The sequence below is a fragment of the Desulfatitalea alkaliphila genome, from assembly GCF_022968795.1.
Taxonomy (GTDB): Bacteria; Desulfobacterota; Desulfobacteria; order Desulfobacterales; family Desulfosarcinaceae; genus Desulfatitalea; species Desulfatitalea alkaliphila.
This window is the reverse complement of sequence record NZ_JALJRB010000007.1, coordinates 41872-55311: the sequence shown is the minus strand read 5'-3', so window position 1 is coordinate 55311 and position 13440 is coordinate 41872. Positions and strand designations below refer to the sequence as shown.

Annotated in this window: 15 protein-coding genes; 11 read left to right on the top strand and 4 right to left on the bottom strand. The window is 59.6% G+C overall.

The window, feature by feature from the left end:
• Positions 1–43 precede the first annotated feature (43 nt).
• Both MRX98_RS08165 and gpmA read left to right on the top strand, forming a co-directional pair.
• Positions 44–529, top strand: a complete 486-nt coding sequence (locus tag MRX98_RS08165) for a ferritin-like domain-containing protein (protein ID WP_246905231.1) — start codon at positions 44–46, stop codon at positions 527–529.
• Positions 530–553: 24 nt separating this feature from the next.
• Positions 554–1306: a 2,3-diphosphoglycerate-dependent phosphoglycerate mutase gene (gene gpmA, locus MRX98_RS08160; protein WP_246905228.1), complete on the top strand. Its 753-nt coding sequence runs from the start codon at positions 554–556 to the stop codon at positions 1304–1306.
• Positions 1307–1377: 71 nt separating this feature from the next.
• Here gpmA and MRX98_RS08155 read toward each other — a convergent pair whose 3' ends face one another.
• The 4 genes from MRX98_RS08155 to MRX98_RS08140 all read right to left on the bottom strand — a co-directional run bounded on the left by MRX98_RS08155 (position 1378) and on the right by MRX98_RS08140 (position 5441).
• Positions 1378–2145, bottom strand: coding sequence for a succinate dehydrogenase/fumarate reductase iron-sulfur subunit (locus tag MRX98_RS08155; protein ID WP_246905225.1), 768 nt, complete (start codon positions 2143–2145; stop codon positions 1378–1380).
• Positions 2142–4055 carry a fumarate reductase/succinate dehydrogenase flavoprotein subunit gene (locus tag MRX98_RS08150; RefSeq protein ID WP_246905223.1) on the bottom strand — a complete coding sequence of 638 codons (1914 nt, stop codon included), beginning with the start codon at positions 4053–4055 and terminating at the stop codon, positions 2142–2144. Before MRX98_RS08150 ends, MRX98_RS08155 begins: the two co-directional genes overlap by 4 nt.
• Before the next feature lie 19 nt (positions 4056–4074).
• A complete protein-coding gene (locus tag MRX98_RS08145; RefSeq protein ID WP_246905221.1) occupies positions 4075–4716 on the bottom strand; it encodes a succinate dehydrogenase cytochrome b subunit in 642 nt (213 codons plus the stop codon).
• Between the two features lie 176 nt (positions 4717–4892).
• Entirely contained in the window at positions 4893–5441 is a 549-nt protein-coding gene (locus MRX98_RS08140; protein WP_246905219.1) for an HD domain-containing protein, read from the bottom strand.
• Between the two features lie 506 nt (positions 5442–5947).
• Between MRX98_RS08140 and tolQ the strand changes: the two genes are divergently transcribed.
• From tolQ to ruvB, 9 genes are all read left to right on the top strand, one after another.
• Entirely contained in the window at positions 5948–6673 is a 726-nt protein-coding gene (tolQ, locus tag MRX98_RS08135) for a protein TolQ (RefSeq protein WP_246905217.1), read from the top strand.
• Between the two features lie 99 nt (positions 6674–6772).
• On the top strand, positions 6773–7204 hold the full coding sequence (gene tolR / locus MRX98_RS08130; RefSeq protein ID WP_246905214.1) for a protein TolR: 432 nt from the start codon (positions 6773–6775) through the stop codon (positions 7202–7204).
• A 10-nt stretch (positions 7205–7214) separates the two neighbouring features.
• A complete protein-coding gene (locus MRX98_RS08125; RefSeq protein ID WP_246905211.1) occupies positions 7215–8147 on the top strand; it encodes an energy transducer TonB in 933 nt (310 codons plus the stop codon).
• Positions 8148–8214: 67 nt separating this feature from the next.
• Positions 8215–9528 carry a Tol-Pal system beta propeller repeat protein TolB gene (tolB, locus tag MRX98_RS08120; protein WP_246905208.1) on the top strand — a complete coding sequence of 438 codons (1314 nt, stop codon included), beginning with the start codon at positions 8215–8217 and terminating at the stop codon, positions 9526–9528.
• Between the two features lie 36 nt (positions 9529–9564).
• Positions 9565–10128 (top strand): peptidoglycan-associated lipoprotein Pal, encoded by a 564-nt coding sequence (gene pal, locus MRX98_RS08115; RefSeq protein ID WP_246905205.1) that lies wholly within the window; start codon positions 9565–9567, stop codon positions 10126–10128.
• A gap of 164 nt (positions 10129–10292) precedes the next feature.
• Positions 10293–11165, top strand: coding sequence for a tol-pal system protein YbgF (gene ybgF / locus MRX98_RS08110; RefSeq protein WP_246905203.1), 873 nt, complete (start codon positions 10293–10295; stop codon positions 11163–11165).
• 84 nt (positions 11166–11249) lie between these two features.
• Positions 11250–11750 carry a crossover junction endodeoxyribonuclease RuvC gene (locus tag MRX98_RS08105; protein WP_246905200.1) on the top strand — a complete coding sequence of 167 codons (501 nt, stop codon included), beginning with the start codon at positions 11250–11252 and terminating at the stop codon, positions 11748–11750.
• A 20-nt stretch (positions 11751–11770) separates the two neighbouring features.
• Entirely contained in the window at positions 11771–12388 is a 618-nt protein-coding gene (gene ruvA, locus MRX98_RS08100) for a Holliday junction branch migration protein RuvA (RefSeq protein ID WP_246905197.1), read from the top strand.
• A 4-nt stretch (positions 12389–12392) separates the two neighbouring features.
• A complete protein-coding gene (gene ruvB, locus MRX98_RS08095) occupies positions 12393–13436 on the top strand; it encodes a Holliday junction branch migration DNA helicase RuvB (protein ID WP_246905169.1) in 1044 nt (347 codons plus the stop codon).
• The last annotated feature ends 4 nt before the right edge of the window (positions 13437–13440 follow it).

The window sequence follows — 13440 nt, the reverse complement described above, 5'->3', positions numbered from 1 at the left end:
TAGGAAAAAGGGACGACAAAATCCTATGGAGGAATCGGCAACCATGTTCACCAAGGAAGATATCTGCGATATCGCCATTCAGATCGAGCGCAACGGCGAAGCCGCTTATCGACGCGCCAGCCGCGAGGCGACCGATCCCGAAGTAGCGCGTCTGTTGGCCGCCATGGCCGACCAGGAGCGGGATCATGCCCATTGGTTCGAACACCTGGACCCCGCCTGTAGGGCCGACGTTCCCAAGTCCCGCTTGGCCGCAATGGGGCGCGAACTGCTGCAAAACATCATGGCGCAACAAACCTTCTCCCTGGATCCGCAAAGATTGGCCGACGCGTCCGATCTGGCCGAAGTGCTGGCTCAGTCCATCGAATTCGAAAACGACACCGTTCTTTTTTATGAAATGCTGCACGACTTTTTGGACGACCAACAGGTCATGACCCAACTGGAAGGCATTATCCAGGAAGAGCGCAACCATATCGTTCAGTTGAAAGAGATGGCGGCCAAGGTCGGCGCTGTCCAACATTCGGCCGATTGACGCGGCCCATGAAAGGAGTGCGCCATGTTTCAGCTGGTTCTGCTGCGCCACGGCGAAAGCGAATGGAACCGGGAGAACCGATTCACCGGTTGGACCGATGTCGGGCTGACCGAACGGGGTACGGGCGAAGCGGCCGAAGCGGGGCGTGAAATGCGGCGGGCCGGCATGGTCTTCGACGTGGCCTATACATCCGTGCTCAAAAGGGCCATCAAAACCCTCTGGATCGTGATGGAAGAGATGGACCGCATGTGGGTGCCCGTATTTCGCAGTTGGCGTTTGAACGAACGCCACTACGGCGCCCTGCAGGGCCTGAACAAGGCCGAGACCGTGGCCAGGCACGGCATGGAGCAGGTGCAGCTCTGGCGCCGCAGTTACGATGTGACGCCCCCGGCGCTGACGGCCGATGATCCGCGTTTCCCCGGAAACGATCCCCGTTATGCCGATTTATCCGCGGATCGGTTGCCGTTGACCGAATGCCTCAAGGACACGGTGGAGCGGTTCATGCCCTATTGGCGGGAAACCATCGCACCGGACGTGCTGGCCGGCCGTCGGGTTTTGATCACCGCCCACGGCAACAGCTTGCGGGCCTTGGTGATGTATCTGGACGGGATGTCGCCCGAGGAGATCCTGGCCATGAACATCCCCACCGGCATTCCCCAGGTGTATGAACTGGCGGCGGATTTAAAACCCATACGGCGTTATTATTTGGGAGACCCGGATAAAGTGGCCCAGGCCACCAGCGCCGTGGCGGGACAGCTGGAAAAAAAAGGGGGGTAACTCTCACCCCCCATATTTTTACAATTGCAGGCAGTGTCGTTCGCCGGAGTCATTCCGGCCAGGAAGGGACGCTATTTGACCGCCGAACCGAAACCGGCCTTGAAATATTCCCGGTTGAGGCGGGCGATGTTGGTGATATTGATCTCCTTGGGGCATTCGGCCTCGCATTCGGTCTCATTGCTGCAATTGCCGAACCCCATGCGATCCATGGCACGCACCATGGCGATGGCGCGCCGGGCCGCCTCGGGTCGCCCTTGGGGCAGCAGTGCCATCTGGGACAGCTTGGCGCTGACAAAGAGCATGGCCGACGCGTTGGGGCAGGCCGCCACGCAGGCGCCGCAGCCGATGCACTGGGCGGCGTCCATGGCCAACTCCGCCCGGTCCTGGGGCACGGGGATGGCGTTGGCGTCGGCAGCGCCGCCGGCATTGACCGAAATGTAGCCGCCGGCCTGGATGATCTGATCGAAGGCGCTGCGATCCACCGCCAGGTCCTTGATCACTTTGAAGGCCATGGCCCGGAAGGGTTCGATGGCGATGACATCGCCGTTTTCGAAATGGCGCATGTGCAGTTGGCACAAAGTGGTGCCCTTCAGCGCCCCGTGGGGTCGGCCGTTGACCACCGCGCCGCACATACCGCAGATGCCTTCGCGGCAATCGTGATCGAAGGCGATGGGCGCCTTGCCTTCCAGCGTCAGCTGTTCGTTGACCACATCGAGCATTTCCAGAAAAGACATGTCCGGTGAAATATCACGGACCTGAAGGGTGTCGAAACGGCCCTTGTCCGCAGGACCCTTCTGGCGCCAGACTTTCAATGTGAGGTTCAGGTGCTGCGTGCTCACTTGTAGCTCCTTTGGGTAAGTTGCACATTTTCAAAGGTCAGCGATTCCTTGTGGAACGCCGGTGCCGCATCCGTGCCGCGATATTCCCATGCGGCGACATGACAGAATTCATCGTCATTGCGCAGAGCTTCGTTGTCCGGCGTCTGATAGGCCTCGTTGAAGTGGCCGCCGCAAGATTCCTGGCGCGCCAGGGCGTCGATGATCATCAGCTCGGCGAATTCCAGGAAATCGGCCACCCGGCCCGCCTTTTCCAGGCTCTGGTTGAAGTCCCCGGCGCTGCCGGGTACGGTGACCTCTTGCCAGAACCGCGACCGCAATTCCTGAATCCGGCCCCGGGCGGTTTCCAGGCCCTCATTGTTGCGGGACATGCCGCAATACTCCCACATGATCAACCCCAGTTGGCGGTGGAAATCGTCCACGGTTCGCTTGCCGCCGATGGCCAACATCTTGTCCACCGTGGCCCGCACGTCCCGTTCGGCTTCCTCGAAGGCCGGATGGGCGGTGTTGATGTCCGTTTTGGCGGTGCCGGTGAGATAGCCGCCGATGGTGTAAGGCAGCACGAAATAGCCGTCGGCCAGCCCTTGCATCAGGGCGCTGGCCCCCAGGCGATTGGCGCCGTGGTCCGAGAAGTTGGCTTCGCCGATGACGAACAGGCCGGGGATGTTGCTCATCAGGTTGTAATCCACCCAAAGGCCGCCCATGGTGTAGTGCACCGCCGGGTAGATCATCATGGGGGTTTTGTAGGGGTCGTCGCCGGTGATCTTTTCGTACATCTGGAAGAGGTTGCCGTATTTGCGCGCGATTACATCCCGGCCGTCGCGGGCGATGGCGTCGGCGAAATCGAGATAGACCGCCAACCCGGTTTCGCCCACCCCCTTGCCCTTGTCGCACTGCGCCTTGGCATTGCGCGAGGCCACGTCCCGCGGCACCAGGTTGCCGAAACTGGGGTATTTGCGTTCCAGGTAGTAGTCCCGCTCACTTTCCGGTATTTGGTCGGGTTTGCGTTTGTCTCCGGGCGTTTTGGGCACCCACACCCGGCCGTCGTTGCGCAGGCTTTCGCTCATCAAGGTGAGTTTGGATTGATAGGTGCCGTGTACCGGGATGCAAGTGGGATGGATCTGGGTAAAACAGGGGTTGGCGAACAGGGCCCCCTTGCGGTAGGCGCGGTAGGCGGCCGTCACATTGGATCCCATGGCGTTGGTGGAGAGGAAAAAGACATTGCCGTAGCCGCCGGTGGCCAACACCACGGCATCGGCGGCATGCCGTTCCAATGCGCCGCTGATCAGGTTGCGGACCACGATGCCCTTGGCATGGCCGTTGACCAGCACAAGGTCGAGCATCTCCCGCCGGGGCAACATTTGCACCTTGCCGGCCGCCACTTGCCGCATCAGGCTGCCGTAGGCCCCCAGCAGCAACTGCTGCCCCGTTTGGCCGCGGGCATAGAAGGTGCGCGACACCTGCGCGCCGCCGAAGGAGCGGTTGGCCAACAGGCCGCCGTACTCGCGGGCGAAGGGGATGCCCTGGGCCACGCAGTGGTCGATGATCAGGTTGCTGACCTGGGCCAGGCGGTAAACGTTGGCTTCCCGCGCCCGGAAATCGCCACCCTTGACGGTGTCGTAGAACAGGCGGCGGATGCTGTCGCCGTCGTTGGGATAGTTTTTAGCGGCATTGATGCCGCCCTGGGCGGCGATGCTGTGGGCCCGTCGGGGACTGTCCTGGAAGCAGAAGGCCTTGACGTTGTATCCCAGTTCGGCCAGGGTGGCCGCGGCCGATCCGCCTGCCAGGCCGGTGCCCACCACGATGATGTCGAATTTGCGTTTATTGGCGGGATTGACCAGTTTGAGCTCAAACCGGTGCCGATCCCATTTTTCGTTCAATGGCCCTGCGGGCACTTTGCCGTCGAGCAACATCCTGTTTCCTTTCCGTGCGTTATGCGCTGATCAGAAGATATATGGGCAGAAATCCGAATCCGCAGGCAACCACCAGTGCGAAGAGAATGCTCAAGATTCGGATCGCCGGCATGTATTTGAGGTGGTTGGCGCCGATGGTCTGAAAGGCGCTCCACAAGCCGTGACTGACATGAATGGCGGCAACGATCATGGCCGCGACGTAAAGAAGTACATAGAGCGGATCGGCGAATGCCTGTGTCACGATATCGTAAATGGTGGTGCCGGTTTTGTCCACGAAACTGAAATTGATCAAATGGAACACCACGAACAGCAACAACAGCAAACCGGTGTAGGGCATGGTGGCCGAACCGATGGTGCGCCCGCCGCCGCTTTTGTTGACCTGGTAGCGGACGGGCCGGGCCTTCAGGTTTTGCAAAAAGAGGGTGAGGCCGGTGACGACGTGGATCAAGGCGAAGAGCAGCAGCCCGAGTTCGGCCACCAACAGCAATGCCCCCAGGCTGTGCAGTTGCTCGGCGTAGGCGTTGAACGCCGCTCTGCCGCCGTAGAGGGTCAGATTACCTGCCAAATGCGTGAATAGAAAAACGCAGAAAGAAAGTCCGGTGAGCGCCATCAGCCATTTTTTGCCGATGGACGAGGTGAGGGTGTCTGCCAACCAATTCATGGGAATCGCCTCCGCCATGTAACAAGTAATGGGATTTCAGCAGGCCGACGAGTCGTCCGAGCGTGTCGTCGTGGCGCAACGGGCGGGAAGGTGACGGCGTCTGCCCTTGGGCCTCGCGGTTGCGTCGGAAGATGGTCGGCCCAAGAAAATTCACCTATGGAAGAACAGTGTTACTGTCAACAAAAAAGTCTGAACCACCATTCATTTCGTGGGGTGGCCATCAGTGCATCGGCCAGATCCTTGGCGGTCCGGGTTTGCAGGCGGTCGCGAACATGGGGCAGCCATTCATCGGGGGTCGCATATCCCAGGTCCTTCAGTGCCTTGAGGTCCACCACGAGCGAAAGCTGGTCCGCATCCCGCGCCAGTTTGGCTTCAAGCGTGGTCCCCGCTTCGAACTCTTCGATCAAAGCGGCAATGTCCGGGCCCCAATCGACCCGTTGCAAGGCATCCGTGACGGCTTGTGCGGTATCGGGGCGCACATACCGTTTCTGCACATAGTTGAGATCCCCGATGCGCGCCTCGGGCAGGTCGTGAACTATGCACATGGTGACCAGTCGCTGGGTGTCGGCGGTCGGTTCGAGTCGCGAAAGGACGAAGGCGATGAAAGTGGCGGCATACACGTGCTCGGCCACCGATTCGCGTCCCGTACCGAGAAATGCGTACCCGCTGCGGGGTACATGTTTGAGAAACAGGGCCTCAAAGATCAAATCGGCAACAGGTTGCATGGCAGCTCCTCGGAATTTATTGGCGACGATGCTGAAAATCAGCGTATCGCGACTAATAGCGTAAGATAGGGGGGAGTGTTAAGCGTTTTCAGTTTCAATTTTTCCGTGAAAAGTTTTAAGTTGAATGAATTCTGTCGATTATAGATGGTTGGGGGTTGTTCGAGCAGATGGGTTCTTTCACGCAACCAACCCGTAGGGGCACGGCACGCCGTGCCCAATAAGACCCGATCCTCAATTATCGGTCCCCACTGCATTGTCTTGACACTTTCGGCCGGGTTGGATAGGTTGATGCCGTTGAGTGAAACTGACGGACCGTTTTGCGTGCGCAAGAAGGATTGCCCATACCATGGATCAACGCCGGCCCTTGACCGGCAAAAGGCTTCAATTCCGCATAAACCCGCCACCCGCCCAACCGGCCGATTCTTCCGGACAAGTCAACAGGCGTCAAATTGCGAGCAGTGGCGTGCATGGCGTATAAAGATGATCAATTGTAGGAGATACAGCTCATGACCCAATCGGACATCGATATTATCCAAATGATCGGCAGCGCCGGTTTGATGGTGCAGTTGGTACTGTTCCTGCTGCTCTTCTTTTCGGTTGCCTCGTGGACCATTATTTTCATCAAATGGCGTACCTTGAACAGGGCGCTGCGCGAATCGGCAGTGTTCACCGACTATTTTTGGAAAAGCCGGGATCTGGCCGGCGTCTACGCCAAGGCCAAGCAGCTGGCCGGCTGCCCCGTGGCACGTATTTTTCGGGTTGGATACGTGGAGCTCAAGAAGTTGAGTCAAAGCGGCGGCGGGCCCTCCGCCGGCGAGGCCCACAAAAGCAGGGACACTGAGGGGCAGCGGGTTTCCCGGGCGGCCGATGGCGTGGACCGGGCGATGCGGCGGGCGATCAGTTCCGAAACCATCCGTTTGTCCCAGATGGTGCCGTTCCTGGCCACCACCGGCAACACTACTCCCTTCATCGGCCTTTTCGGAACGGTCTGGGGCATCATGAACTCCTTTCATATGATCGGATTGCGCGGTTCGGCCAGCTTGGCGGCAGTGGCGCCGGGCATTTCCGAAGCCTTGGTGGCAACGGCGGCCGGTTTGGCAGCGGCCATCCCGGCGGTCATTGCGTTCAATCACTTTATGAATAAAATTAGAATTATAGAGTCTGAACTGGTCAGTTTCTCGTCCGATTTCGTCGGCATCATCGAGCGTGATCTGCTGACGGAAGCGCCTTGACGGCGGCACGGCGGTTTCGCTGACAGCGCTGCCCGGCCACGGTGAAAGTCGCCGGGTTGCCGCTGGATTGCCGAGAACAGAAAAAGGAGAGCCGAACCAATGGCGATGCACACCAACACGGATCGCTTGATGTCCGATATCAATATCGTTCCCTTCGTGGATGTGATGATGGTGCTGCTGGTCATTTTCATGGTGACCGCGCCCATGATGACCCAGGGCGTGGACGTCAATTTGCCCGAGGCGACCGCCATGCCCATGGAATCGCCCAAGGAGCATCTGGTGGTGACCATCAACGCGGAGCAGATCATCCACATCAACGATTTTGCCGTCGAACCCGATTACCTGCGGGACAAGCTGGCCAATATACTGGAGAATCGACCGGACCGCGAGGTGATTTTCAGGGCGGACAAAACGGTTCCCTACGGATTCGTTGCCAAAGTGATGGCCGAAATCAAATCCGCCGGCGTGGAAAAGCTGGGCATGGTGACCGTGCCCGTCGAAGACGATCCGCGCCGCGCCGCCGGGCGTTAGGTTCACTTTCATGTTTCGCCAGGCACTGCCATATGCCGCCGGCCGCGAGCGGCGACAAGCGACAATTGCCCTGCTGATCAGCCTGTTGGGGCATGCGTTGGTGTTCGGGTTGTTTGTTTACACACCGCGTTCCGATTCCAGTCGGTTCGATATGTCGTCGGTCATGCAGGTTCAAATGGTGGACCTGGGGGGTGGCGGTGCGTCCACGGAAGTCACCTCCGCCGCCTCATCCGAACAGGGGGCCGAGGCGGCACCGGCGCCGACCCAAGAGGCGCCGCCCTCCGAAACGGCCGCACCTTCTGCGGAAGTCGCTGCATCCACCCCCGGCGAAGAGGTCACGCCCGAAGTGTCCCTTGCGCCGCGCACGCCCCAGGCCAAAACCGCACTGAAATACCAGACCATGCGGCCTCGGGAGACACCCCGTGAGACGCCGCCGCCCCAGCCCCGACAAACAACTGCCAGGGCGGCGCAACCGCAACCGCAACCGCAACCTCAGACCAATCCCCTCGAGGAAACCATTCGGCGCCTGCGGGAGCAGGTGGAAAAAGAGGGTCGGCCATCCTCCGGCGCCGGCGGCGGGGCCGGTGGCGGCGAAGGAACGGCCGCCGACGGGCGCGGTGGCTTCGGTATCGGCAGCCGCCAGGAGATCGAAGCCATCGACCTCTATCGACTCGAAGTGGCTTTTGCCATCCAGAAGAACTGGGCCTTCGCCGACCAGATGGGGGGCGGCCGGGGGGATCGCGTGGCCAGCATCGTGTTCAAGGTCATGCCCGACGGACGCATCGAGGACATCTTTTTCACGGACCGTTCGGGGAATCCCTACCTGGACGAATCGGCCTACCGCGCCATTGTCAAATCCAGTCCGGTGCGGCCCCATCCCGACGAACTGCGGCGGCCCTATATCGAAATGGGGTTGCGTTTCACGCCCAAAGGGATTCAATAACAAACGCCGGTTTTCCGGATTTGCCATGACACTGCATTACGACACCATATTGGAGCGCTGACAGTTTATGAACAATAGATACTTGCCGCTACTCGCGCTGATCGGTCTGTTGCTCTGGCCGGGAATCGTGAGGGCGGACATCCAATACATTGACCTGACCAACCCGTTTCTGCGCAAAATCCCCATTGCCGTGCCGGTATTCAAGGCGTTGACCCCCAACGGGAACGAACAGGAACTGGCCGCGCCCATTTCCGACCAGGTCGTCGAAATGTTGAATTTCACCGGCTATTTCAAAAGCCTTGACCGTATCGGGTTTTTGTACGATCCGCGCAGCGGCGGCATCACTCGAACGGAACTCAACTTCGGCAATTGGACCACCGTGGGCGCGGAGCTGCTGGTGACCGGAGGGGTGTCGGTGCTGGGCGAGACCTTGGAGTTGGAGTTGCGGCTGTTCGACACCTTCAAGGCGGAAATGATGGTGGGCAAGCGCTACCGGGGCGTCATCGGCGATCAACGAAAGATGGTCCGGCGCTTCTGTTCCGAAGTGATCCAGGTGTTGACCGGTCATCCGGGGGTGTTCGACAGCCGAATCGCATTCGTTTCCACCGTCGCCGGCAACAAGGAGATTTTCGCCTGCGATTTCGATGGCACCAATGTGCGTCAAATCACCCGCAACAGTTCCATCTCCAACTTTCCACACTGGTCATCGGACGGTCGTTACCTGGCCTACACCTCATTCAAGGAAGGCCCTTCCCGGATCGTCATTCGCAATTTGCAAAACGACGCTGAGACCACCCTCAACTACAAAGGGGTGCAGATCAAGCCGTCTTGGGTGCCCCATCGTTTTGAAATGGCCGCAACCCTTTCCTTTACGGGCGATCAGGAAATTTACCTATTGACCGGTGACGGGAAAATGATTAAAAGAGTGACCAACCATGCGGGAATTAACGTGGAACCGACCTGGTCACCCGATGGCAAGATGATGGCTTTTGTATCCAACCGGGCCGGAACGCCCCAAATTTTCGTTCTGGAAATCGAGAGCCAACGGATGCATCGGCTGACATACCAGGGACGTTACAACACGCAACCAAGCTGGTCCCCCAAAGGCGATCGTATCGCTTACTCGTCCATGGATGACGGACGATTCAACATTAATGTCATCGACATCGATGGTAACGATCCAATACGACTAACCCACAACCAGGGCGACAACGAAGCACCCTCATGGTCTCCGGACGGCAGCCTGATCGTTTTCAGTTCGACCCGCACAGGCCGGTCGCAACTTCACGTCATGACCGCTTTCGGCACGGATCAGAGGCGCTTACTTGTAATGGATGGTGAACAAAGTCATCCCAACTGGTCACCCAACATTCCCCAATAATCGTATTTCGGCAGCATCCTAACAAAGGAGGAGAAAATGAAGAGCAAGAATTGGTTGGCTTTGGCGCTGGCAATGGTTTTGGCCGTTACTTTTCTGACGGTCTCCTGTGCAAAAAAGGCGGTTGAAGCGGAACCAGCGCCGGCACCGGCACCGACGGTGACGACCCCCACGGACGCCGAGCGCCAAGCGGCCGAGGCGGCCGAGCGGGCCCGTCTGGAAGAAGAGCGGTTGCGTGCCGAGGCGGCGGCGGCGCAAGCGGCCAAAGCGGCTTTCGTCAACGAGAACGTCCATTTTGATTTCGACAGCTCGGCGTTGACCCCCCGGGCACAGCAGGTCCTGCGCGCCAAGGCGGAATATTTGCGGGCCAATTCCGCATTGCGGGTGGTTATCGAAGGTCATTGCGACGAACGCGGCACCGCGGCTTACAACATGGCGCTGGGTGAACGGCGTGCCGATTCGGCCAAGGCCTTTCTGGTCAACCTAGGCATTGCCGAAAACCGGATAGGCACCATCAGCTACGGCGAGGAGCGGCCCATTGACCCGCGCAGCAACGAGGAAGCCTGGGCCAAAAATCGACGGGCCCAATTTGTGATCCGCTAGGCCACGACCCCTACGGATCGTCCAGCCATCGGTCATCCGCAGGCGACCCTTGCACCCCCTGCGGGGTCGGGTCGCCTGCTTTTTTCCGCTGGTCCGACGGGTGCCGCAACTGCGAGGACTGAACATCGCAAGCCCATACGAGGTCGAACAAGGTGATGGATAACATGTTTCGCAAGATTGTCGGGATACTTATTGTATTGGCTTTGACCGGGTGCGCCAGCCAAAGGGATGTATTGATTCTGGACGAACGTTTGCGAAGCCTGGAATACAGGGAGCGCGAACTGCAGAAAACCCAGGAATCGCTGCAACAACGCTTGGCGGACGAAATTCGGGAGACCGTTACGACACGGGAGGCCTTGGAGACCGATTTGCGCACCCGGGTGGCCGGTGCAGGGGCCGAAATGGATCGCATCCGGCAGGATTTGCGTTTGTTGAACGGGCGGGTGGATGAAATGGCTCATCAGCTGCAACGCCGTGAAGCCGCAACCGGCACCGATGATACCCCGCGCGCGGGACGTACCGATGCATCGGCATCATTGGCTCGGATCGATATGCTGGAACAACGCATTGCGGCCATCGAATCCTATCTCGGTTTGCGTGCCGCCGCCCGAACCACCGAAACACCTGCTGCCGGAGAGGCTCCAGCCCAACGGTTTGCCGACGCGGAGAATGACACCGCCCTTTACGCACTGGCCATGCAAGCCTTCGACAATGGCCGCCTTGAAGACGCCCGCGAAGGGTTTGCGCAACTGTTGAAGCGATTTCCAAACTCCGCTTTGGCCAACAACGCGCAGTTCTGGATCGGTGAGACCCACTATCGGGAAAGATGGTACGAGAAGGCCATCCTGGAATACCAGACCGTAATTGAAAAATACCCCACGGGCAACAAGGTGGCGGCCGCCATGCTCAAGCAGGGCATGGCCTTTCAGCAGTTGGGTGATGAAGCCAACGCCCGTCTTGTTTGGCAAGCGCTGCAAGAACGCTTCCCGCAAAGCAGCGAAGCAAAAGTGGCCATGACCCGGCTCAAAGAGTTGTAAGGCCATGGCGATAATACACGGTGGTCGCGGCGGTCGACCACAGGCTGCGCATTGCCGACAGCGGCGTGCGGCGGCCGATCCGCTATGAGCATCAAAATTCTCGGAATCGACCCCGGATTGGCCGACACCGGAATCGGTATCGTCACCGGCCAAGGCCACAAAGTGCACGGCTTTGCCTTCGGGGTGGTCCACACCAATTCCAAGGATTCCCTGGCACTGCGTCTCGAACAGATCTTCGACCGGCTATGCGAGCTCCTGGTCTCGGAGAAACCGGACGTGGTGGTGCTGGAGGATGTCTTCTCCCTCGAAAAATATCCCCGCTCCGGCATTTCCCTCGGGCAGGTGTGCGGCGTGATCCTGCTGGCCAGCCGCAAGGTGGCGGCCACGGTGCATACCGTCGCCGTGCGGGAGGCCAAGCAGGTGCTGACAGGCAACGGCAATGCCGGCAAGGAACAGCTGGAGAAGGCTGTGCGCAACCTGTTGGGTTGTTCGGACCCGATCCGTCCTTACCACGCCTCGGATGCCTTGGGCCTTGCCCTTATCGGCCTCTTTCGTTATGGTGGCACCCGAAATCTGCATTGCTGAACGGCGTGGAAAGGGTCCCCATGATTGCATATCTTGAAGGCCGCCTGCTCAAGAAGGAGGAGGATCGCATTCTCCTGCTGGCCAACCAGGTGGGATACGAAGTGACGATTCCCGCTTTTGTCCATGAAACCTTGCAAGGCAAGCAGGTGGGCGACGAGGTGGCGCTGTACATCTATCACCACCAAACGGAACGACAACCCAAACCGGTGTTGATTGGATTCAACCTGGAGGCGGAGAAGGAGTTCTTCCAGCACTTCATCTCCGTGGATGCCATCGGCCCGCTCAAGGCCGCCAAGGCGCTGACCATCTCCATTCGCGACATCGCCGACGCCATCGAATCCAACGATCTGGAGCGCCTCAAACGATTGAGAGGCATCGGGCCCAGAACCGCCCAGAAGATCATCGCCACGCTGCAGGGCAAGGTGGGCAAGTTCACCTTGATTCGCAAGGGAGACACCCCGGAGCGCGCCCAGATGGAAGATTTCACGGCGCCGGTGCTGGACGTGCTGATCAACCAGTTGGGGCACAAGCCCAACGATGCCAAACGAATGATCGAAACGGCGCTCAAGCGCGATCCATCCATATCGACGCCGGAAGCGCTTTTCGACGAGGTGTATCGCGGCGAGAAGGACCAGTAGCGCCATGGATGAGAATGGATTGACCAGGGGTGTGACCGGACAGGGGTTGTTGGACGCGGCTTGCCGGCCCGACGACGGCGATCCGGACATTCAATCGCTGCGGCCGGAATGTCTTACGGACTATGTCGGCCAGCGGGAAGTGGTCGATACGCTGAAGATCGCCATCGAGGCGGCCCTGTTCCGCAAGGAGCCTTTGGAGCACGTGCTGTTTCACGGGCCGCCGGGATTGGGCAAGACCACCCTGGCCCACATCATTGCCCGGGAGATGGGTGGCCGGCTGACCGTGACGTCGGGCCCCGCCATGGAAAAGGGGGGCGACCTGATCGGCATCCTCACGCACTTGGAAGAGGGGGACATTCTCTTCATCGACGAGATTCACCGCACACCCAAAGCGGTGGAGGAGTTTCTCTACCCGGCAATGGAAGACTTCGCCGTCGATTTCGTTTTTGACAAAGGCATTCATGCCAGAAGCCACCGCTACCGCCTCAATCGTTTCACCCTGGTCGGCGCCACCACCCGGGTCGGACTGCTGTCCGCCCCCCTGCGGGATCGTTTCGGACTGTTGCGCAGTCTCGATTTTTACGACACCGCCGATCTGGTGCGGATTATCGAGCGGTCGGCCGCCATCCTGGATGTGACCATCGATGAGGCGGGCGCCAAATCCCTGGCCCTGCGCTCGCGCGGCACGCCCAGAATCGTCAACCGCCTGCTCAAACGGGTCCGGGACTATGCCCAGGTGCGCGGTGACGGACATATTTCCGGGGATACGGTGGAATCGGCCCTGACCTTGGAAGGGGTGGACGGCAAGGGGCTGACCGGCCTCGATCGGCGCTATCTGAAAACCATCATCGACTACTACCACGGCGGGCCGGTCGGCATCGAAGCCATTGCGGCGACCCTGCAAGAAGAGACGGACACCCTGGTGGATGTGGTCGAACCCTTTCTGCTCAAGATCGGCCTGGTGATGCGCACCTCCTCCGGCCGCAAGGCCTCCGAGGAGGCCTACCGGCACTTGGGATACGCCATTCAACACAAGCTTTTCAGGTGAAGCG

What these genes read in the sequence shown, in the direction of transcription:
- ybgF (WP_246905203.1), top strand. Translation starts at nt 10,293, where the DNA reads ATGTTTCGCAAGATTGTCGGGATACTTATTGTATTGGCTTTGACCGGG.
- MRX98_RS08150 (WP_246905223.1), bottom strand. Translation starts at nt 4,055, where the DNA reads ATGTTGCTCGACGGCAAAGTGCCCGCAGGGCCATTGAACGAAAAATGG.
- ruvB (WP_246905169.1), top strand. Translation starts at nt 12,393, where the DNA reads ATGGATGAGAATGGATTGACCAGGGGTGTGACCGGACAGGGGTTGTTG.
- gpmA (WP_246905228.1), top strand. Translation starts at nt 554, where the DNA reads ATGTTTCAGCTGGTTCTGCTGCGCCACGGCGAAAGCGAATGGAACCGG.
- MRX98_RS08105 (WP_246905200.1), top strand. Translation starts at nt 11,250, where the DNA reads ATGAGCATCAAAATTCTCGGAATCGACCCCGGATTGGCCGACACCGGA.
- ruvA (WP_246905197.1), top strand. Translation starts at nt 11,771, where the DNA reads ATGATTGCATATCTTGAAGGCCGCCTGCTCAAGAAGGAGGAGGATCGC.
- MRX98_RS08145 (WP_246905221.1), bottom strand. Translation starts at nt 4,716, where the DNA reads ATGAATTGGTTGGCAGACACCCTCACCTCGTCCATCGGCAAAAAATGG.
- MRX98_RS08165 (WP_246905231.1), top strand. Translation starts at nt 44, where the DNA reads ATGTTCACCAAGGAAGATATCTGCGATATCGCCATTCAGATCGAGCGC.
- tolQ (WP_246905217.1), top strand. Translation starts at nt 5,948, where the DNA reads ATGACCCAATCGGACATCGATATTATCCAAATGATCGGCAGCGCCGGT.
- MRX98_RS08140 (WP_246905219.1), bottom strand. Translation starts at nt 5,441, where the DNA reads ATGCAACCTGTTGCCGATTTGATCTTTGAGGCCCTGTTTCTCAAACAT.
- tolR (WP_246905214.1), top strand. Translation starts at nt 6,773, where the DNA reads ATGGCGATGCACACCAACACGGATCGCTTGATGTCCGATATCAATATC.
- pal (WP_246905205.1), top strand. Translation starts at nt 9,565, where the DNA reads ATGAAGAGCAAGAATTGGTTGGCTTTGGCGCTGGCAATGGTTTTGGCC.
- tolB (WP_246905208.1), top strand. Translation starts at nt 8,215, where the DNA reads ATGAACAATAGATACTTGCCGCTACTCGCGCTGATCGGTCTGTTGCTC.
- MRX98_RS08125 (WP_246905211.1), top strand. Translation starts at nt 7,215, where the DNA reads ATGTTTCGCCAGGCACTGCCATATGCCGCCGGCCGCGAGCGGCGACAA.